The sequence below is a fragment of the Rossellomorea vietnamensis genome (assembly GCF_008180415.1).
In the GTDB taxonomy this organism is placed as follows: domain Bacteria; phylum Bacillota; class Bacilli; order Bacillales; family Bacillaceae_B; genus Rossellomorea; species Rossellomorea vietnamensis_C.
In genome coordinates, this window is sequence record NZ_VTEI01000001.1 from 529,968 (window position 1) to 551,871 (window position 21,904).

Here is a 21,904-nt window from a genome sequence, read left to right on the forward strand (position 1 = left end):
ACACTGAAGAACACCTATGGAGGTGAAAAGATGTCGAATGAATTATTGGCCATCACGGTCTTATGGGGGTTTGTCTTCATCTATGCCGTCATGGCCACCATGGATTTCGGAGCGGGCTTCTGGTCCATGGTCTATATCAACCACGAAAAAACGAAAGCGACCAATATCGCAAACCGATATCTGTCCCCTACCTGGGAAGTGACCAATACTTTTATCGTAGCGATTGTTGTAGCAATCTACAGTTTCTTTCCGGGAGCTGCCTATTCACTCGGTACCGTTCTTTTAGTTCCGGGCAGTATGATTCTATTGCTGCTTGCCCTTAGAAGTGCTTTTCTTGTCTTTTCTCATGTTGCCGATGATTACCGGAAGATCCTGACCTATATTTCCGGTATAACGGGGCTTTTGATTCCAGGGCTGCTCATTAGCGTTTTACCCATATCACATGGGGAATTTGTCGATTTCGAAAATGGCCAGACATTACAATTGGGAGAATTGTTCACAAGTCCGCATGAATATGCCTTCATCGGATTTGCCATCAGCTCGACGCTGTTCTTATCCTCCCTTTTACTGGCTGACTATTCTAAAGCTTCGGATGAACTGGAGGCTTACAGGGTCTATCGGAGGGATGCCATGATAACAGGACCGCTGTCCCTTGTTACGGCATTACTGATCATGTTCACCATGCAGACGGAAGCATCCTGGATTTATGAGAAGATGATGGAAGACCAGCTTCTCCTTACACTTTCACTGCTCGGATTCCTGGTTGCCGGCGGAGCACTTTTTTTACCCACTGATAAAAAAGGGATCAAGGGAATGCCCAGAATTGCTGTGATTGCCATTACGCTTCAATATCTGATTGCKAGCTACGTATACGGGAAAGCACATCTGCCGTATATCATCTATCCCGAGGTGACAATCCAATCCGGCTTTACTGATCCTAATTCTTTCAAAGCCGTCTTTATCACCTATATCGTCGGATTTGCCATTCTGTTTCCCGGCTTTGTGTATTTCTGGAGTTTGTTCATGAATGACAAACGCTATTTGAAGCAGAAGACCTAGAAAAGATATTGTTACCATTCATAAAATCACCCCTAACCATTAAAACTAACCATGTACGGCATTTCTAACATGGGAGTGATGATGATGGCAAAGGACGTACTCTGTGAAGTTAACAACTGTCATTTTTGGAAAAAAGGGAACCACTGTGGTGCCGAACAAATTTATGTGGTCAGCCATACAGGGAAACAGGCTGATGACCAGCATGAAACTGACTGTAAAACATTTGAACCGATTTCATAATGTAAAAAGGGAGGCTGATTCTTTCAGCCTCCCTTCTGCTTGCAAATTCAAATTTAAGTACTGGCTCTTTTTCCGAGTTTATGAATTGAGTTGTTGATTTCCACTACAGGTGCAACTCCGCGGGAGATCGGGCACCTTCCGCTCCAATCCTCCTAGGTAAGTGGAGCAGTTCTTTTATTTGGCTTACCAGAACTAAAAGCGGTTATCTTACGAAGTTAAAATTAATATAGCAACAAAGTTTGAGTCTTTTTAAAAATGAAAAGCATTTTTAAAATGGTGTTCACGCCAATTGTCAAAGCGAATACTCCTCTGTAAACAAAGAGACTTCCTTCAGCCTCTTTCGGTTCAGCTCCACACCAATTCCCGCTTCCTTAGATACATTAATTTTTCCATTGCTGACCTGGATTTCCGGCTCGATGATATCCTGTTCCCAGTAACGTGATGACGAAGAAATATCCCCTGGGAAATCAAAGCCTTCCAATGTCGAAAGGGCAATGTTATGGGCACGGGATATCCCGAATTCAATCATGCCTCCGCACCAGACCCGCACCCCTTCACGGCCGCAAAGGTCTTGAATGGACACTGCGGTCGAGTAGCCGCCGACCCTGCCAAGCTTGATATTGATGTAGCCGCAGCTTCCCAAAGCTATGGCACTCTTTGCGTCATGGAAGGAGGTGATACTTTCATCAAGACATATACTGGTCTTCATATTCTTTTGAAGCAGGCTGTGCTCATAAATGTCGTCAATTCCCAAAGGCTGTTCGATCATCTCCAAATGAAACTCATCCAGCCTCTTTAACCTTTCGATATCGTCCAATGTATACGCAGAGTTGGCATCTGCCATCAACCGCAGATGTGGAAACTCCTGCCGAATCTCTTTTATCAATTTATAGTCACTTGAAGGTGAAATTTTCACTTTAATTCGTTCATAACCATCCCTGACGAACTCATGAACCTGCTCAACGGTTTGGGAGACGGAAGGAGCACCAGCTACCGCACCCGCCGCAATCACTTCCCTGGTTCCGCCGAGCACCTTCCACAACGGCTTATCCAGCTGTTTAGCAAACAGATCCCAAACAGCACACTCCAAAGCAGCTTTTGCCATATTGTTTCTTCTTACAGTTGAGAACAATGAGGAAGCTTCCCGGGGATGAACCAATGTTGATTTCAATAACAGCGGAATTAATACCTCTTTAAGGATATGAAGCGAAGTGCCGACGGTTTCCTCCGTATACCACGGAGTGCTGAAGGCAACTCCTTCTCCGTATCCCCTGATTCCGTTTTCATCCACTACCTCCACAATAATGCCTTCGCGGTCTTTCAACGTGCCAAGATGTGTCGAAAAAGGCTTCTTCAGCTCCATTTTTATGACATGAATGATCACCTTATCGATCTTCATTAAAATTCCCCTTTTCGATAAGCTCCCTTAAATCCTTGCGCAGCAGTTTATTTGATGCATTCCTGGGCAGGCTTTCTATAAAGTAAAAATGATGAGGAACCTTGTACCCCGCAAGACTGTTTCGGCAAAAATCCTTCACTTCAGACACAGTAAGCGGGCTTTCTTTTACGATAAAAGCAGCTGGAACCTGCCCCCATTCCTCAGATGGAAGGGCTATGACACCTGCCTCTGTGATAGCAGGATGAGCAGCCAGGACGGACTCAATTTCAGCAGGATAGACATTTTCGCCTCCGGATATGATTAAGTCTGAACGCCTGTCCAGAACATAGAGAAAGCCTTGATCATCCTGATAGCCAATATCCCCCGTCAAGAACCAGCCATCAACATAGCTCGCTTGGTTAGCTTCTTCCCGATTATAATACCCTCTGGTTACATTGGGACCTCTGACAGCTATTTCACCTTGTACATTGGCCGGAGCTTCTTTCCCGCTATGTATTATCTTTAATTCACACGGAAATAAAGGCTTTCCTGCAGACCCCAGTTTAGTGAGGCTGTCTTCAGGTGATAAAGTAACAAATTGTGAAGAGGTCTCGGTCATCCCATACGTTTGAAAGACAGGGATTCTTTGGTCCTTACACTGTTCCAGCATACTTTTCGGTGCCGGCCCTCCGCCAAGCAGCATGCAGCGGAAGTCGGGATGATAACCTCCCTCGCCAAGGTTCTTCAGAAGTCTCTGAAGCATAGCACTGACGACTGAGATGATCGTAACACCGCCATTTTTCAGCTCAAGGTTAATAACTTCTTCATCAAACTTCTCATGAAGATTGATTTCCATTCCATAAATGAGGCTTCTCATCAAAATTGAATAACCGCTGATATGAAACAGCGGAACAGCACACAGCCAAACATCGGTATCCTTGAGCCCCAGATTCAAAGCAGACCCTACTGCGCTCCACCAATGATTATTGTATGATTGCAGCACTCCCTTTGGCTTGCCTGTCGTTCCGGACGTATACATAATGGTACAGACACTATCCATCTCCACTTGTTCCTCGGGGAGAAATTCACCATTCTGCTTAGACTCCATCTCAGAGAGCGAGATAACATGTTCTTCCTGAATATACTTCTTCAACTCTAACGCATGAGTCTGGAATTCCTCATCATAAAGTAGTGCCTTAATACTGGTATCCTGTACTTGAAACCGCAGTTCATCAAAAGTCAGGCGGTTATTCAGCATCACTGCCGTTATACCTGCCTGCTGAAGAGCAAGCAGAAGGAAGTAACCTTCTTTTGTATTTTTGATCAGGACTCCAGCCTTACTTCCCTTCTTTAGATCAAACTGATTTTGCAGCGCCCCGGCCCACCTGCTTGCAACCTTAAATACTTCCCTGAAAGTATAAGATTCCTTTTCAAAAGTTAACGCTCTTCTTTCTGGAGTCAAGAAGGCTCTCTGTTTTAATAAGTTGGGCAGGAATAAATGTTTCTCCATTTTGAAGTCTCCAATCAACTGTGTTTCATTCTTTAATTTGTAATGCTAAGTATGTTTGTATGTAGGCAGCTAATGAGCACCCTGGTACTAGCAGGCGTTTTGTTGGTTTGAACATGGCTTTTACCAATCTGTCGACGAGTTTACTGGTTCTATCAACTATCTCCGCGGCCTATCAGCCGCTTTGTTCCCCTATCAACCGGTTTGCTCATCCTATCAGCCGCTTCCCCAGTTCTATCAGCCACTTTGCTCATACTATCAACGAGCCGCATCACTTCAACTAAATGAATTAGTAAATTTGAAAAAAGCTTGATGGGAAATCCCATCAAGCTGACCCAACATCTTTCCTATTAAGGAAAACGAGGGAATTGTCCGAAGTCCGGCTTGCGTTTTTCCTTGAACGCATCGCGGCCCTCTTTCGCCTCTTCTGTTGTGTAATATAAAAGTGTTGCATCACCAGCAAGCTGCTGAAGACCAGCAAGACCGTCTGTATCTGCATTGAATGCCGCTTTCAGGAAACGAAGTGCAGTCGGGCTCTTCTCAAGCATTTCAGATGCCCACTGAACCGTTTCTTCTTCGAGCTTCTCATAAGGTACCACCGTGTTGACCAAGCCCATTTCCCGAGCTTCCTCTGCGCCATACTGGCGGCATAGGTACCAGATTTCTTTCGCTTTCTTGTGGCCCACGATACGCGCCAGGTAACCAGCACCGTATCCTGCGTCAAAGCTGCCCACTTTTGGACCAGTTTGTCCGAATACAGCATTGTCTGCAGCGATTGTGATGTCACATACAACATGAAGCACGTGGCCTCCGCCGATAGCATATCCTGCTACCATTGCGATGACCGGCTTAGGAATTACACGGATCAAACGCTGAAGGTCAAGAACATTCAAACGAGGAATTTCATCTTCCCCAACGTATCCGCCATGTCCGCGGACTCTCTGATCTCCTCCAGAGCAGAATGCATGCTCTCCTGCACCTGTAAGAATGATGACGCCTACATTGGAATCGTCTCTTGCATAAGCAAAAGCATCAATCAGTTCCATAACTGTTTTCGGACGGAATGCATTGCGGACCTCAGGACGATTAATCGTGATTTTCGCTATTCCATTATATGTTTCATATAGAATATCTTCATAATTTCTTGCGCTTACCCATTCAAATGACATAACGGGAAACCTCCTTATGTATTCTTTAAGAACTTCCTTACTATTGTACCAAACTTTTCAGGTTCTTCCACATGTAATGCATGACCTGCGCCAGGAACTTTTATAACAGAAGCATTCCGCGCGCTTTCTTTCATTTCCACAGCAATCCTGCAGAATTTCCTGTCCAGTTCTCCTACTATATAAAGCATCCCCATCGGAAGATTACTTAATTCCTTCCAATAGCTCGGCTGGCTGCCTGTCCCCATCCCTCTTAAACTGTTAGCGAGACCAATCGGGTTCTGCGAAAGCCTGTTCTGCCTGATCGCTTCCTGCTCAGCTGCCGGAAGCCGTTTTTGAGATGAAAACAAGGGAATTCCTTCCCAATAATCAACAAATTCATTCAACCCTTGAGACAGGATCATATCCGCGAGCTTTTCATCCCCTTCTGCCCTTAGCTTCCGTTCATCTTCCGTTTTCAATCCCGGTGATGAACTTTCTAAGATCAAGGCTTTAACCTTTTCAGGGTATGCTGAGGCAAAGGCAAGTGCCAGTCTTCCGCCCATAGAATAGCCAAGAAGATATACTTCAGTGATATCTAACTCTTCCAGAAGAACACTTAAATCCTCCACTGCTTGTTCTATCCTGTACCGTTGAGGATCTTCAGGTGAATCCGTTTTGCCATGTCCCAGGAGGTCCACGGCAATTGATTTGTAATTATTTAAGTATGGAAGAAGGTGATCCCATGTACTGCCATCACCTGTAAATCCATGAAGAAGCAGTACAGGAGTGCCTTCACCTCTGATATCGATATGGTAAGGGACACCATTAATAACCATTAGCAAAACCCCTGAAAAAAATATTTAATTTCCGGCCAGCTCTTATTAGAGTTGAAAAGCTAAATTCTGCGTTTCTGCCCAGTTATTCGTGGACTTTCTCAAATATTCCACCGAACTATAGCAGCTTTTCTATTTCCCGGGAAACATTATTCCACATTTCTCGATGGTTACGGACATTTTCATCTCTGTTTGTGATTGCTTCAATGATGGACAGGCCTTGGGCAGATTGCCAATGTGCCAACGCTTTTGTCAACCCTTCATGGGTCTCTGCTTTCCAATAAGCTGCGCCATATAAGTTAGCCGCATGGCTGAAATCAAGATCTGCAGGAGTGCCAAATAGATGTTCAAAATGATCTTTTTCTTTTGCCTGAGGCAAGTAAGAGAAAATGCCCCCGCCATTATTATTGACCAGCAGAATCTTCAAATTCAAACCGTGCATTTTTCCGGCTAACAAACCATTCATGTCATGGTAAAAAGCAAGATCGCCAATTACCAGGCAGGTTGGCTTTCCACTCGTGCTGACTCCCAAGGCCGTGGACACCACTCCGTCAATCCCATTTGCACCCCGGTTTCCCAGTACTCGTATTCTTTTATCATTGTTAGAGAAAAAGGTATCCAGATCCCGGATCGGCATGCTGTTGCTGGCAAATATAATCGAGTCCTCAGGCAAGGAATCAATTAAACTTCTCATTGCCATTCCTTCATCCAATGGTTCATTCCCGCTTTGATAATCTGCTATCAACGCTTGTGTTTTACCGTTGATGGCTATCCACTTCTCAAGCCAGCCTTCATCGGAAAGAGTGTTTTCTATAGAATCGGACAGAGAAGTTAAAAATTCTGCTTCATCTGCAAAAATCATTTCCGTGGCTTTACCAGCGGGATCTCGCCAGCTCCCCCCGGAATCCACGACCCAATGCTCGATATCCTGATTCTTAAGATAAAGAGTCAATGCTTTCGAAACAGGCATTGCTCCCACACGGATGACAATATCAGGCTGCACCGATTCTTTAAACTTCTCTATGCGCAGGAAACTATCATAGCCGTCAATGACATTGGATTTATCATGACTTCCGCTTCTTAAGGAAGAAAGCGGATCGGCAAGCACTGGAAATCCAGTCTTTTCTGCCAGCTTGACAACAGCATCAACGACATTGGAATCCGTTTGCGGACCACATACAATGATTCCTTTTCGTTTCTGAACGAGAAGGTGCGATAATCGCTGCAGTACTGCAGCTGATACACTTCCTGCACCCGTAGTGACCGCAGTCTGTACTTTGCCCTCTTTAAAAGCATGATTCATGTCGGGTACAAGAGGTTCTCTGAGCGGAAAGTTAAAGTGGACAGGACCCTCTGGCAGGCCTCGGGCAAGAGCAGTTCCGCGGGAAGCGGCTCTCCTGGCATACTGAATCATTGAATCGGTGTGTTCAGGCAGTGCCATTTCATCGAACCATTTCACATGGCTGCCAAATAAATTGATTTGGTTAATAGCCTGGGGGGCACCGATTTCTCTTAGCTCATGAGGCCTGTCTGCTGTCAGGACTACCAGCGGCACGCGTGAATAATGCGCCTCGATGACCGCAGGATAATAGTTCGCAGCGGCCGTCCCGGAAGTACAGAGGATTGCGACAGGTTCATTGTCCGCTTTAGCCATCCCCAACGCAAAAAAGGCAGCCGACCTTTCATCTATATTGATGAAGACCTCCACATTTGGGTGTTTTGCGAACAGAAGCGCCAGAGGCGTGGATCGGGAGCCTGGGCTGATCACCACTTTATTGACTCCCGAAGCATGTAATTCTTCTATAAAAGCAGAAAGATATTCGGTTAAAGCTTTCTGATGATCATAGTCCATCAGTATTTCCTCCTAAAGCCCGGAACATTGGTTTGAATTTGATTTGTGTTTCGCGATATTCGCTTTCCGCTGTAGAGTCTGCTACAACTCCGCAGCCTGAAAATAGATAGGCCTCGTCTTTATGAATTAAACCGGAACGGATTGCTACAGCAAATTCGCCATTGCCGTATGAATCCATCCAGCCAACAGGAGCAGCATAAAGGCCCCTGTCCATTTTTTCAGCCTGCTTGATCGTCTTCATAGCCTTTTCCCTCGGTACCCCGCCAAGAGCAGGGGTTGGGTGAAGCTTGGCAATGAAGTTTAAGATGGAGGTCCCTTGATAGACCTTCCCTTTTACCGGAGTATAGAGATGCTGAATGTCTCTTACCTTCATCAGTTCAGGTTTATCCGGCATGTCGATCTCTGAACAATATTTCTGCAGGACTTCACGGATCATGTCCACCACAAGATTATGTTCATAGAGGTTTTTATCATCGTGAAGAAGGCTTTCGCCCAACTTGGAATCCTCTTCCGGACTGACTCCTCTTGCTATAGATCCGGCAAGGCAGGTAGAAAGGATATCTTCACCTGCTTTTTTCACCAGCCGTTCCGGGGAGGCGCCAAGGAAGCAGCTGTTAGCCACCTCTAGTGAGAAAATGAAGCTGTCCTGCTGTTCATTCCACAGGTTTTGAATCACCTCATCTGATTGAGGTCTGTCCTTGAATGACATCAGCATCTTCCTCGCCAGCACAACCTTCTCCATGTCTCCATTTTTCAACTGAGAAACTATTTCCTCAAGAGCTTCCTTCCATTCTTCTGGAGCAATTTCCGTTGTTTCAACCAATTTCAAATTGGAGGTACCCGCTCCCTTCTGCCCCAGCAGCTCTTCCTGCTTCTTTTCCATAATATCCAGCAAGCCTTCGTCATCCTGGGATGTACACAGGATATTGGTCGTCAGGTAGCACTCTTGACCTGTAACGGTCAACATGAAGGTCGGCATCTGAAAGATACCATGTGAAAAATCGGACCATTCTTTAGACCGTGGAACAGATGGATCAAACGAAAACCCGCCGAATAACAATGGTCCCGTCCCGGCGATCTCCCGGTCGGACTCTATTACGGCATTCGCAATTAAGCGCTTCCACTCATTTTCAATCGAAGTGTAGCGATTATCCTCCGAATCATTCCTTACCATATATGTGCTGCCTAAACCGGCGATTTTTGTATTATTCTCTTTGTCCTTCCAAAAAAAGCGTTCTCCATTATATAGAGAGATACCCTTTGAATAAAATGAAAGGGGGTTTACGTGGCTGACTTTTTGAACTGCACTGTATAAAACCGGTGTGCCTTCAGCCTTCGCTTTCGCCAAAGCCTGGTCAAAGCTTCCCCCGATTTTGATATCTTGTATAATACTCAAAACAATCCCCCCATAAAGCCTTTTCCATTGGCTCTTTTCGTAAACTTTTTTGCCATTTAATATGACCATAATTAATCAACGACATATTTTACCAAAAATATTCTGATAAGAAAGAAAAGAGCTGCTCTCTCCGTTAAGAGAGATAAACCTTTGTATCCGGGGAAAAATCCGAAAGCAGCAATATATACGAAAACAGCCTTTTCCTTAAGATTTAAACCTATTTTAAGATACACCTGACGTATTATCGTGTCAACGCTCAACAATTTATTTCCTTATTATATAATAACCTCTTTTTCGTCATTTGAAAAACGGAACGTATTGCCTTGCGGCTTATGGAAAATAACACCTTCCGGCTTTTTGAAAAAGTTATTGACACTTTTGAGTCCTTTACCTAAACTTTAATCTGTAAAGCAATTGTAACCTTACTATTTTCCACAATTAAGGAGAGACAAAAATGGAGACTTATACGTCCAATATTGTGGAGTCAGATAAAGGCTGGCGTATCTGGTGGCAGCTGACCAGACCGCATACACTCACAGCCGCATTTGTACCCGTCCTGCTGGGAACCGCCCTGGCTGTTCAATACGGGGAAATTGACTGGCTTCTTTTTTTAGCAATGCTGGCGGCCAGCATCCTTATTCAGGCCGCAACCAACATGTTCAATGAATACTATGATTTTGCCAGGGGCCTCGATAATGAGAACTCCATCGGCATTGGCGGAGCGATTGTCCGCAACGGGGTTAAGCCTTCCACTGTTAAAGGACTTGCATTCGGCCTTTACGGCATTGCATTCTTATTGGGTTTATACATCTGTGCAAACAGCAGCTGGTGGCTCGCCGTAATAGGCTTAGTTTGCATGGCGGCAGGCTATTTTTATACTGGTGGACCTGTTCCAATTGCCTACACTCCTCTGGGTGAGGTCGTAGCGGGGTTCTTTATGGGAATTGTCATCATATTGATTTCCTTCTATATCCAAACAGGGACAGTGACCCTTTCAAGCATACTGATTTCCATCCCGATCTTTATCCTGGTAGGCATGATCCTGATGGCGAACAACATACGTGATCTTGACGGAGATAAAGAAAATGGAAGAAAGACACTCGCTATCCTTATTGGAAGAAAAAAAGCAATCAACCTCCTGGGTGCCATGTTTGCACTTTCCTACATCTGGATCATCGGATTGGTGTTAGCGGGATCATTTACCCCTTGGCTGCTAATTTGTTTAGTCAGCATTCCAAAAGCTTATAAAGCATATAAAGGCTTCATCGGAAAAACGATGCCGATCCAAATGATGCCTGCCATGAAAGCAACTGCGCAAACGAATACCATTTTTGGTTTTCTGCTTTCAATCGGTCTGTTCATCAGTTATATCTAAAGAAGACCAGCCTTTTGCCGGCTGGTCTTTCTTATTGAATTGAGGAGAAAAACACATCTTCCTTTGGAAACAAGTATCCCTGTTTCTCTCCTCGATACATATCTTTGCTATATATTTCACCAACCATGTATCCACCGCGGCCCTCTGGGTACATATCTTCACCTAAAAGCATCAACTCATGTACCCACCTTGCCTCTCTGGGTACATATCTTCGCTCCATTCCCCCAACTCATGTATCCACCTCGTCTCTCTGGGTACACATCTTCACCAAAAACCACTAACTCATGTACCCACCTCGCCTCTCTGGGTACACATCTACTCCCAAAAGCACCTACTCATGTATCCACCTCGTCTCTCTGGGTACACATCTTCACCAAAAACCACTAACTCATGTACCCACCTCGTCTCTCTGGATACACATCTACATCCAAAAGCACCTACTCATGTACCCACCTCGGCCCTCTGGGTACACANACATCTTCACCAAAAACCACTAACTCATGTACCCACCTCGACTCTCTGGGTACACATCTACTCCCAAAAGCACCTACTCATGTATCCACCTCGTCTCTCTGGGTACACATCTTCACCAAAAACCACTAACTCATGTACCCACCTCGTCTCTCTGGATACACATCTACATCCAAAAGCACCTACTCATGTACCCACCTCGGCCCTCTGGGTACACATCTTCACCAAAAACCACTAACTCATGTATCCACCTCGGCCCTCTGGGTACACATCTTCACCAAAAACCACTAACTCATGTATCCACCTCGCCTCTCTGGGTACACATCTACTCCAAAAACCACTAACTCATGTATCCACCTCGTCTCTCTGGATACACATCTTCACCTAAAAGCATCAACTCATGTACCCACCTCGTCTCTCTGGGTACACATCTACTCCCAAAAGCACCTACTCATGTACCCACCTCGACTCTCTGGGTACACATCTACTCCAAAAACCACTAACTCATGTATCCACCTCGCCTCTCTGGATACACATCTACACTAAAAAACACTAACTCATGTACCCACCTCGACTCTCTGGGTACACATCTTCACCAAAAACCACTAACTCATGTACCCACCTCGACTCTCTGGGTACACATCTATTCCAAAAACCACTAACTCATGTATCCACCTCGTCTCTCTGGGTACACATCTTCACCAAAAACCACTAACTCATGTACCCACCTCGACTCTCTGGGTACACATCTACTCCCAAAAGCACCTACTCATGTATCCACCTCGTCTCTCTGGGTACACATCTTCACCAAAAACCACTAACTCATGTACCCACCTCGTCTCTCTGGATACACATCTACATCCAAAAGCACCTACTCATGTACCCACCTCGGCCCTCTGGGTACACATCTTCACCAAAAACCACTAACTCATGTATCCACCTCGGCCCTCTGGGTACACATCTTCACCAAANTACTCCCAAAAGCACCTACTCATGTATCCACCTCGTCTCTCTGGGTACACATCTTCACCAAAAACCACTAACTCATGTACCCACCTCGACTCTTTGGGTACACATCTACTCCCAAAAGCACCTACTCGTGTAGCCACCTCGTCTCTCTGGATACACATCTACATCCAAAAGCACCAACTCATGTACCCACCTCGTCTCTCTGGATACACATCTACTCCCAAAAGCACCAACTCATGTACCCACCCTGCCTCTCTGGGTACATATCTTCGCTCCATTACCCAACTCATGTATCCACCTCGCCTCTCTGGGTACACATCTACTCCAAAAACCACTAACTCATGTACCCACCTCGCCTCTCTGGGTACACACCCCCAACATAAAAGCACTTACACATATCCCTCACCAAAGCAACAACTGCCACATTTAAAATCACTTTGCCAACTGCCCCAGAAAACTCAGTAACCCTCTTTCCCAAGTACCAAAATCAATCAAACAACTAACCGTGATTCACCTGTTCTCAGCCTCTCAATGTTTTCCATAAACAAAATAATGTTTCCTCCCCGGCCATATTGGATAAAGTACAACATACATGAAAATGAATGTAACTTTTGACACTAGGCTGTTTTTGCATAGATTGTTGCTTTCAGATATCCCCGGATACTAACAGATTTCTCTCTAATCGGGAAAAGCAGCTCTTTTCTTTTCATGATTACCAGGTTATTAAGATGAATTATGATTAGTTTTTTTGGGATGTGTATCAGATAGCAACAAAGTTAACGAAAAGAGCCTTACACTAAAATGTTTACATCGATATAAAAACAGGAATAAAGGACGTGAAACGGATGTTGACAGATAAACAGCTTGGCAACTTAAAAGATGAATTGCTTGAGCGGAAGGAACAGCTGCAAAGGCACTTGGATAATGACAAGGAAACCTTGCACAATCAGAATGAGCAGGAAAGATACGGTGAATTAAATACAGCCGATAACCATCCTGCCGACCTCGGTACAGAGTTATATGAGCGTGAAAAAGGGTTTGCCCTTGATGAACATGCTCAATCGGAGATGGAAAAAGTACAAGAAGCACTTTCTGCCATGGAAGATGGGACTTACGGAAAATGTAAGGTATGCGGCAAGGAGATTGAGTATGGAAGGCTGGAAGTACTGCCGACTACTCTTTACTGTGTAGAGGATACACCGGAGAAATCTCTTGCAGGAGACAGGCCCGTAGAGGAAGAAATCCTCACTCCGCCTAAGAATGACAGTTATATCAAAGGCCGCCGTGATGAAGTCAAAGACTATCAGGACAGTTTCCAGGAAGCAGGAAGATACGGGACTTCTGAAACCCCATCCGATTTTCAGGGCACCTATGAGGATTATGATTCCATGTACCAGGATGGCGTCAACTCAAATGACGGAAACACCGAAGACATTGACTCCTTCTCTGCGACAGACATTGAAGGTAAGGACAGGAAAGTCGTCCCAAATGAAAAGATGGAAAAGTACGAAGAAAATCTTGATCGGGAAGAAATAGAATCACCACTTGGAGATATTCCATATAAAAAAGGGGACAGCTACGTCTCCGATAAGAAAAAGTAAAGTCACAGGCTAAGATTCCTGATGATGCATAGATATCTTTACTCACACTTGGAGGCCGGGTGGAATCGGCCTCCTACATATTAAAACAAAAGGGAAGCCCCGACATACAGGTGCTTCCCTTTTGTTACCTTCTCTGCAGTTCTTTCCCGGCAATCCCCCATATCTCCCGGGCATATTGCTTAATGGTCCGGTCACTGGAGAAATAACCTGATTCTGCAATATTGGCTAAGCTCATCTTCAGCCACTTTTCTCTATCTTCGTAAACTCTGCCTGCCTTTTCCTGAATAGAGGCATAGGAAGAGAAATCCCTCAGCACAAAATATTGATCATTTTCAGCGAGCAGCGAGTCGAACACCTCTTCAAAATGATCGGCTGCATCAGGCAGTGTCCCATCAATCAGCTGGTTGACCACTTGCCGGATATGTTCATCATGATGATAATATTCCATAGAATAGTACCCGCCCTCAGCGTAATACTTCATGACCTCTTCTGCCGTCAAGCCGAAAATGAAAATATTTTCCTTCCCCGCTTTTTCAAGGATTTCTATATTGGCCCCATCCAGCGTACCTACAGTGAGGGCCCCGTTCATCATGAACTTCATATTACCGGTACCGGAAGCCTCTTTGCTTGCCGTTGAAATCTGCTCGCTGATATCCGCGGCGGGGATGATATCTTCTGCCAGCGACACCCTGTAGTTTTCCATGAACACCACTTTTATGCGGCCCTTCACCACAGGATCATTATTGACAAGCTTCGCCACTGAATCAATCAGCTTGATGATTTTTTTGGCATAAAAATATCCTGGTGAAGCCTTAGCGCCGAAGATGAAAGTTCGAGGATGCATATCAAAACTCGAATCTTCCCTGAAACGGTTATACAGATGAAGGATGTGCAGTACATTCAGAAGCTGTCTTTTATAAGCATGAAGACGTTTAATTTGCACATCAAAAATCGATTCCGGGTCAATCTCGATCCTGTTTTGCTCCATAATTTTTAAGGCAAGCTGCTCTTTTTTATATTTTTTCACATTATGCAGCTCTTCAAGGAACATACGGTCATCCTTGAATTCTTTAAGCTTCTGCAGCTTTTCCGGCTCATAAATCCAGTCGCTTCCGATGGCATTCGACACCAGCTTGGACAGCGGCTGATTTGCCTTCAGGAGCCACCTGCGGTGAGTGATCCCATTGGTCTTATTATTAAATTTTTCAGGATAAAATTGATAGAACAAATTCATTTCACGCTGCTTCAGAATTTCGGTATGTATTGCAGCAACACCGTTCACACTGAAGCTCCCTGCAATCGCCAGGTGCGCCATCTTGATCTCATTATGAGATATGACGGCCATTTGCTCTATTTTGTCCCAGTCCCCTGGATATGCACTCCAAAGACTTTGGCAGAACCTCTCATTGATTTCATTCACAATCATGAATATACGCGGCAGCAGCGGTTGGAATATCCTTACCGGCCATTTCTCCAGCGCTTCTGATAATGTCGTATGATTGGTATAGGCGAACGTCTTAGTGCTGATTTCCCAAGCTTCGTCCCAATCCAGTCCATGTTCATCCAGCAGGATCCTCATTAATTCAGGGATTGCCAGCACCGGATGGGTATCATTAATATGAAGCGATACATATTCATGCAGCTCCCTGATATCCCTTTTTTTCGCAGAATAAGATCTAAGAATTGAACGAAGACTTGCACTAACAAGGAAATACTGCTGCTTTAAACGAAGGATCTTTCCTTCATCATGGGTATCATCCGGATAGAGAAATTCTGTGATCGCTTCTGTTTCCCTCTTATGTTTCATCATGTCTTTGCCTGCTTGATAAGAAGAAGGTTCCGCACTCCACAGCCTCAGGGTATTGACGGTTGAATTCTGATAACCTACTACAGGCATATCGTAAGGAACAGCGGTCACCGCTTCAGCATCCACATGTCTGAACTTCCAGCGGCCTTTGTCTTCAGACGATTCCACTCTTCCCCAGAAGAGCACCTCCACCGCAAGATCCGGCTTCCTTACTTCCCATACATGCCCATGCCGAAGCCACTGTTCCGGCAATTCCACCTGAAATCCTTTCACGATCTTTTGTTCGAAAAGACCGTGTTTATAACGGATTCCGCACCCATGTCCCGGCAGATCAAGAGATGCCAAAGAGTCAAGGAAACAGGCAGCCAGCCTTCCCAATCCCCCATTTCCAAGACCAGCGTCCGCTTCCTCTTCTTCAATCTCATCAAGATCGATTCCGAGGTCATTCAACCCTGCTTCCACCGTTTCATAGATTCCAAGATTCATAAGATTTTGGCGCAGAAGACGGCCGAGCAGAAATTCAATCGACAGGTAATAAACCTGCTTCTGCCCGTTGAACCGATACTGTTCATTTGTGCCGATCCAATTAATGCTGATATACTCCCTGATCATATTCCCGAGCGTAAAGTATTGGTCACGAGGGGTGGAGTCAGGGAAGGTTTTGCCGTACATCATTTCAAGCCTTTTCAGAAAAGCTTCTTTGAAATCATTTACATCAGAAAACATGGCTCTCACTCCTGGAGGAAATTTTCGCATACAACCGATTATATTTAAAAGCGGACTGGGCCCATCCACAATCGATCCCCATTGCTTCTTTGACGATAAGGTTCCATGTTTCTTGATCTGTATGATAAATCGACAGTGCCCGATTTAAAGTGTAAAGCATATCGTGAGCGTTAAAATTCGTGAATGAGAATCCATGTCCTTCTCTTGTTTCCTCATTATAAGACTGAACGGTGTCATTCAACCCGCCTGTTTCGCGGACAAGAGGCAGTGTTCCATATCTTAAAGCAATCATTTGGCCCAACCCGCATGGTTCAAACCGCGATGGCATCAAGAAGAGATCCGCTCCGGCATAGATCTGTTTAGCCAGTTCTTCATCAAATCCAATTGTTACTCTGAGCTTCTCCGGGTAAATGCCTTCCATTTCTTTGAAGAATTGTTGAAATTCCTGGTCACCTGTACCGAGAATGATGAATTGCAGATTTTCCTGCATGATTTCATGAAAGACTCCCTTGACCAGATCAAGCCCTTTTTGCTTAGTCAATCTTGATACAATCGAAATGATTGGCACCTCTGGATTTTGTTTGAGGCCGAATTTCTGCTGAAGACGCAGCTTATTTTCTTTTTTTCCACTTAGAATTTCTTTTGTGAAAGGGATGGTCTCGCCGCCTGCTTCCGGAGAATAGTAAGAATCATCTATACCGTTTAATATTCCCTGAAGGCTCCCTGCACGTCCCCGCAAGACACCCTCGAGTTTTTCACCATAGTACGCTGTCAATATTTCATCCCGATAAGTCGGGCTGACAGTGGTAATATAATCACTTGAAATCAAAGCTGCCTTCATAAAGTTGATGTTTCCGTAGAACTCCAGCTTTTCAGGATGAAAGCAGGACTCTTCTATCCCCAATAGCTCTGTCATCACTTCTTTAGGGAAAACACCTTGAAATTGAAGGTTGTGGATCGTGAAAATGGTCCTGATGAAGCTGTACCCTTTCCTCCACTGATAGTGGGTGCGCAGCAGAAAAGGAATCATCCCAGTGTGCCAATCATGGCAGTGAAGAATCTCCGGATAAAACTTCAAGTGTTCCAAGCTTTCCAATACTGCTTTAGTGAAAAAGGAGAACCTTTCGCCATCATCCCAATATCCATACAGACCATCACGTTTGAAATAGTATTCATTATCAACAAAATAGAACGTGACCCCGTCAACTTCCAATGACTCTATGCCGCAGTATTGTTCCCTCCAGCCAATAGAAACAGTAAAGTCGCATACCTTTTTCATACTGCTTTTATATTCTTCCGCAATGGACTGATACTTCGGCAGAATGACCCTGACGTCTGTACCAAGACTTCTCAATTCCTTCGGGAGGGAGCCGGCTACGTCTGCCAGGCCTCCGGACTTTATGAATGGGACACATTCCGAGACAACAAATAATACTTTCACGAGTTCATCAACGCTCCTTGAATCATTCCTTTTTTGATGACAACCGGATTCTCAGGGCTTCCCACAAGCTTCACATTGTCCTCTATCTTCACATCTTTGTCCAGAATGACATATTCTAGTACACAATTTTTCCCAACCTGGCTTTTTTGCATGATAATGCTGTTTGAGACAGTCGTTCCGCTTCCGATTTTAACACCTCTGAACACTGTACTCTCTTTTACATCACCTTCTATGAAGCAGCCATTGGCAATGATGGCATTCTTGACGGATGCTCCTTTTTGATACCTTGTCGGAGGTTCGTCTTTCACCTTGGTCAGAACCGGATATTCTTTTCGGAAAAGCTGTTTCCAGCATTCGGACTTCAAAAGATTCATACTCGCATTGAAATAGCTTTGGATACACTGAATTCTTTCAACATAGCCAAGGTACTGATAATCACAGACTCTCAGTTTGCCTGCAGGGTCTTCCACAACATCCCTCATGCAGGTGTAGCCTGTTTCTCCTCGTGTTTCAATCAGATCGATCAGCATCGACGTTTCCATTAAATAAATCTCCATGGATTTATCCTGCTGATTCATCCTGGTTATCTCAGAGCCGGTCTCGATATGGCGCTTCAATAAGGGATTGAAATCTGTCGTGAAAATGGTATTGCAATTGCTGATCAGGGCATATTTCTGCTTGCTTCTCCGGAAATAGTCCATATGATGAGCGAAGTGATTGAAAGAACTCATCCCTTGGTCTACTGAATCCACCGCGGGAGCCGGGAAAAAAAATAGTCCATCTCTTTTTCTGTTAAGATCCCAGTTCTTTCCCGACCCTAAATGATCCATCAGGGACCGGTACTGATACTTGGGAAATATGGCCACGCTGTGAATACCTGAATTCACCATATTGGATAAAATAAAGTCGATCAGACGGTATCTGCCGGCAATCGGGACTGCGGCCAAAGAACGATTAACTAGTAAATCCTCCAAAGATTCATGATAAGTGGTTGCGTCTATAACCCCGAGCATAGATTTGTTCATGTGATCTCCCCCTGTCACTAAGATGAATTCTTATTGCACTTCCTCTTCTTCCATGAATGATTGCAGGAACGTTTCTGTGACAAGGATGACCTCGTCTGATCCCTCTTCAGGAATGATGCATACTCCATCCGGAATGCGTACATTCGGCGGTACAATCACCTTTTCTAAATAAGCGCCTTTTCCGATAACCGCGTCAGGCATAATGACAGACTGTTTGATATGGGCTCCTGCCTCCACTCTTGTCCCTTGAAATAATACTGAGTGGTCGACGGTTCCCTCGATATAGCAGCCTTCATTGATTAATGACCCTTCAACCACAGCATTCTCTGAAATATACTGAGGCGGCTGATTAGGGTTCACCGAATAGATACGCCACTCATGGTCGAACAGATTGAGGTCGCAGTCATCATCCAATAAGTCCATATTCGCTTCCCACAGGCTCTTTACCGTGCCGACATCCTTCCAATAGCCCTGGAATGGATATGCCATCAGCTTTTTCTTCTCTTCAAGCAGCAAAGGAATCACATCCTTGCCGAAGTCATGGCTTGATTCCGGATTGCGGTCATCCATCTCAAGATATTCTTTCAGCAGTGACCAGTTAAAGATATAGATTCCCATCGAAGCCAGGTTATTTTTCGGAAATTGAGGCTTTTCATCAAATTCTACAACTCTAAAATCCTCTGAAGTATTCATGATTCCAAAACGGCTGGCATCATCCCAAGGAACTTCCAGCACAGAAATGGTGACATCCGCTTTTTTATTGACATGGTACTCCAGCATTTTTTCATAGTCCATTTTATAAATGTGATCGCCCGAAAGGATGAGAACATATTCAGGATCAAATTGCTCAATATAGTTCAAGTTTTGGAAGATTGCACTTGCCGTACCAGTGTACCAGCGGACCTCTGAAGATTCAGCATACGGCGGAAGAACCGTTACCCCGCCGCTCTTCCTATCGAGATCCCAAGCGCTTCCGATTCCTATGTAGGAGTTCAGCAGAAGCGGCTGATACTGAGTCAGGACACCCACCGTTTCGATACCTGAATTCGTACAGTTGCTTAACGTAAAGTCGATAATACGGTACTTGCCTCCGAAAGGTACTGCGGGCTTCGCCAGGCTCTTAGTCAGTGAACTTAACCTGCTGCCCTTCCCTCCTGCTAACAACATTGCGACACAATTTGCCTTTGCCATATTTAATGCGCTCCTTCCTGTGATGAATTGGTCTCAAATAGACTACTGCATACGGTGGGATAGTCATCTCCACAAAACATGGTTTTCCATGGTAACCTTCGTGTATTACAGATAATACTTCCGGGTTGATTTGATTCGAACCTCCATAGCGATCATGGTCGCTGTTCCAAACTTCCCTGTATCCATCCGCTTTCAGGACACCCACTTTATAATGATGGTAAACAGCCGGGCTGAAGTTACAGAGAACCAGCATATGATCTTCCGGTTGTTCCCCTTTTCTTATAAAAGAGAAAATCTGCTGAGCAGAGTTACTTACATCCACCCACTCAAACCCTTCTGAACGATGATCCTGCTCATATAATGAGGGCGACTTTTTATATAAATGCAGAAGTTCCTTTAGATATGTGTTAAACTTTTGATGTTTTTCGAACTCCAGCAAATGCCAGTCTATTTCCCCAAGGTCCTTCCACTCTGAGAATTGGGCAACTTCTGATCCCATGAATAGAAGTTTCTTCCCTGGATGGGCAGTCATGAACCCGAGAAGCAATCGAAGCTGCGCGAATTTCTGCCAATAGTCACCAGGCATTTTATCAAGCAGTGACTTCTTTCCATGAACTACTTCATCATGCGAGAAAGGCAGGATAAAATTTTCCGAGAAAGCGTACCATAGGGAAAATGTGATCAACGAATGGTTTTCCTTGCGCTGGCCAGAATCAGATTCCATATATTTCAGCACATCATTCATCCAGCCCATGTTCCATTTATAATTGAATCCAAGACCGCCATAATGGACCGGAGAGGTAACGCCGGGCCAATCCGTGGAATCTTCTGCAATCATCAAGGCGTAAGGGTCATATTCAAAAACCGCCTTGTTCAGTTTCTTCAAAAAAGCAATTCCCTCTTCATTGACACTGTTCTGATTCTGGTTTGCCCTATAGATGATATTTGCTACTGCATCCACACGGAAACCATCAATATGATATTCTTCCATCCAAAATCGGGCGCTGGAAATCAGGAAACTTTGCACCTCTCCTTTGCCAAGATCAAAATTAGCCGTTCCCCATGTATAATTCTCACGGTCATGAGGCTGGGAATAATCATACGCAAAGGACCCATCAAAACGATAAAGCCCGTGCGCATCTTTACAAAAATGGCCGGGGACCCAATCCAGGATCACTCCAAGTCCTTGTGCATGACATTCATTAATGAAGAACTTGAAATCCGCTGGAGAACCATATCGGCTTGTTGGAGCGAAATAGCCTGTCCCCTGGTAGCCCCACGACCTGTCATAGGGATGTTCAATCACGGGGAGCAGTTCAATATGAGTAAAGCCGTGCGAAACAGCATGAGGAATAATCTCAGCAGCCATTTCACGATAACTCAAAAATTCCTCTTCACCTTTTTTGCGCCAAGTTCCAAGGTGGACCTCATAAATGAACATCGGCTGATCATACAAGGGAACCTTACTCTTCTTCATCAGCCACTCTTCATCCGTCCATTTGAACCCGCCAAGATCAGAAACAATACTTGCGGTATTCGGCCGGAGCTCGTTGAAAAAGGAAAAAGGATCGCTCTTCAACAGGATGTCCCCAGTTGCTGTCACGATCTCATATTTATACGTATGGCCGATAAGATCCTCATCAACCTCAAGGAACCAAATACCTTCCTTATTAACCTTCCCGCACTCATACCCTTTGCTGTTCCAGTCATTGAAACTGCCTGCCACACTAACAGAACGAGCTTGGGGAGCCCAGACACAAAAGGAAGTACAGTAACTATCCCTCTTTGAATAAAGATGTGCCCCCAGCATGCGGTAGGCTTCAAAGAGATTCCCTTCATGGAATAAGTGAATATTGAAATCAGTAGGAATCACGACATTCATCTC

Annotated in this window: 16 protein-coding genes; 4 read left to right on the forward strand and 12 right to left on the reverse strand. The window is 44.8% G+C overall.

All coding sequences use genetic code 11. The features are described 5' to 3' along the window. Positions 1 to 30 precede the first annotated feature (30 nt). Together FZC78_RS02470 and FZC78_RS02475 are read left to right on the forward strand one after the other, a co-directional pair. Positions 31 to 1,059, forward strand: coding sequence for a cytochrome d ubiquinol oxidase subunit II (locus FZC78_RS02470; RefSeq protein ID WP_148938097.1), 1,029 nt, complete (start codon positions 31 to 33; stop codon positions 1,057 to 1,059). 84 nt (positions 1,060 to 1,143) lie between these two features. Then, positions 1,144 to 1,299 carry a DUF1540 domain-containing protein gene (locus FZC78_RS02475; RefSeq protein ID WP_148938098.1) on the forward strand — a complete coding sequence of 52 codons (156 nt, stop codon included), beginning with the start codon at positions 1,144 to 1,146 and terminating at the stop codon, positions 1,297 to 1,299. A gap of 292 nt (positions 1,300 to 1,591) precedes the next feature. Here FZC78_RS02475 and menC read toward each other — a convergent pair whose 3' ends face one another. The 6 genes from menC to FZC78_RS02505 all read right to left on the reverse strand — a co-directional run bounded on the left by menC (position 1,592) and on the right by FZC78_RS02505 (position 9,413). Continuing rightward, complete coding sequence (menC, locus tag FZC78_RS02480; protein WP_148938099.1) at positions 1,592 to 2,698, reverse strand: o-succinylbenzoate synthase; 1,107 nt, start codon at positions 2,696 to 2,698, stop codon at positions 1,592 to 1,594. Then, positions 2,685 to 4,187, reverse strand: coding sequence for an o-succinylbenzoate--CoA ligase (locus FZC78_RS02485; protein WP_148938100.1), 1,503 nt, complete (start codon positions 4,185 to 4,187; stop codon positions 2,685 to 2,687). Before FZC78_RS02485 ends, menC begins: the two co-directional genes overlap by 14 nt. 347 nt (positions 4,188 to 4,534) lie before the next feature. Then, complete coding sequence (gene menB, locus FZC78_RS02490; RefSeq protein WP_113927219.1) at positions 4,535 to 5,353, reverse strand: 1,4-dihydroxy-2-naphthoyl-CoA synthase; 819 nt, start codon at positions 5,351 to 5,353, stop codon at positions 4,535 to 4,537. Positions 5,354 to 5,367: 14 nt separating this feature from the next. After that, positions 5,368 to 6,168, reverse strand: coding sequence for a 2-succinyl-6-hydroxy-2,4-cyclohexadiene-1-carboxylate synthase (menH, locus tag FZC78_RS02495; protein ID WP_148938101.1), 801 nt, complete (start codon positions 6,166 to 6,168; stop codon positions 5,368 to 5,370). A gap of 115 nt (positions 6,169 to 6,283) precedes the next feature. Beyond that, the gene (menD, locus tag FZC78_RS02500) at positions 6,284 to 8,017 is read right to left on the reverse strand and encodes a 2-succinyl-5-enolpyruvyl-6-hydroxy-3-cyclohexene-1-carboxylic-acid synthase (RefSeq protein WP_148938102.1); all 1,734 of its coding nucleotides are present in this window, start codon (positions 8,015 to 8,017) and stop codon (positions 6,284 to 6,286) included. Beyond that, positions 8,007 to 9,413, reverse strand: coding sequence for an isochorismate synthase (locus tag FZC78_RS02505; RefSeq protein ID WP_148938103.1), 1,407 nt, complete (start codon positions 9,411 to 9,413; stop codon positions 8,007 to 8,009). The genes menD and FZC78_RS02505 overlap by 11 nt, the downstream gene beginning before the upstream one ends. 454 nt (positions 9,414 to 9,867) lie before the next feature. Here FZC78_RS02505 and FZC78_RS02510 point away from each other — a divergent pair, with 454 nt between their 5' ends. Beyond that, complete coding sequence (locus FZC78_RS02510; RefSeq protein WP_148938104.1) at positions 9,868 to 10,788, forward strand: 1,4-dihydroxy-2-naphthoate polyprenyltransferase; 921 nt, start codon at positions 9,868 to 9,870, stop codon at positions 10,786 to 10,788. A 31-nt stretch (positions 10,789 to 10,819) separates the two neighbouring features. On the opposite strand, the gene FZC78_RS02515 is transcribed toward FZC78_RS02510, so the two are convergent. After that, positions 10,820 to 11,008, reverse strand: coding sequence for a hypothetical protein (locus tag FZC78_RS02515; protein ID WP_148938105.1), 189 nt, complete (start codon positions 11,006 to 11,008; stop codon positions 10,820 to 10,822). A gap of 2,065 nt (positions 11,009 to 13,073) precedes the next feature. On the opposite strand from FZC78_RS02515, the gene FZC78_RS02520 reads away from it, so the two are divergent. Further along, complete coding sequence (locus tag FZC78_RS02520; RefSeq protein ID WP_148938106.1) at positions 13,074 to 13,829, forward strand: TraR/DksA C4-type zinc finger protein; 756 nt, start codon at positions 13,074 to 13,076, stop codon at positions 13,827 to 13,829. A 124-nt stretch (positions 13,830 to 13,953) separates the two neighbouring features. Here FZC78_RS02520 and FZC78_RS02525 read toward each other — a convergent pair whose 3' ends face one another. From FZC78_RS02525 to glgB, 5 genes are read right to left on the reverse strand one after another with little or no spacing between them, the layout of a single operon-like run. Then, the gene (locus tag FZC78_RS02525; RefSeq protein WP_148938107.1) at positions 13,954 to 16,362 is read right to left on the reverse strand and encodes a glycogen/starch/alpha-glucan phosphorylase; all 2,409 of its coding nucleotides are present in this window, start codon (positions 16,360 to 16,362) and stop codon (positions 13,954 to 13,956) included. After that, positions 16,352 to 17,803: a glycogen synthase GlgA gene (glgA, locus tag FZC78_RS02530; RefSeq protein WP_148938108.1), complete on the reverse strand. Its 1,452-nt coding sequence runs from the start codon at positions 17,801 to 17,803 to the stop codon at positions 16,352 to 16,354. Before glgA ends, FZC78_RS02525 begins: the two co-directional genes overlap by 11 nt. Continuing rightward, positions 17,800 to 18,828, reverse strand: coding sequence for a sugar phosphate nucleotidyltransferase (locus FZC78_RS02535; protein ID WP_148938109.1), 1,029 nt, complete (start codon positions 18,826 to 18,828; stop codon positions 17,800 to 17,802). Before FZC78_RS02535 ends, glgA begins: the two co-directional genes overlap by 4 nt. A gap of 30 nt (positions 18,829 to 18,858) precedes the next feature. Next, entirely contained in the window at positions 18,859 to 20,019 is a 1,161-nt protein-coding gene (locus tag FZC78_RS02540; RefSeq protein WP_148938110.1) for a glucose-1-phosphate adenylyltransferase, read from the reverse strand. Beyond that, the gene (glgB, locus tag FZC78_RS02545; protein ID WP_148938111.1) at positions 19,949 to 21,901 is read right to left on the reverse strand and encodes a 1,4-alpha-glucan branching enzyme; all 1,953 of its coding nucleotides are present in this window, start codon (positions 21,899 to 21,901) and stop codon (positions 19,949 to 19,951) included. The genes FZC78_RS02540 and glgB overlap by 71 nt, the downstream gene beginning before the upstream one ends. Positions 21,902 to 21,904 lie beyond the last annotated feature (3 nt).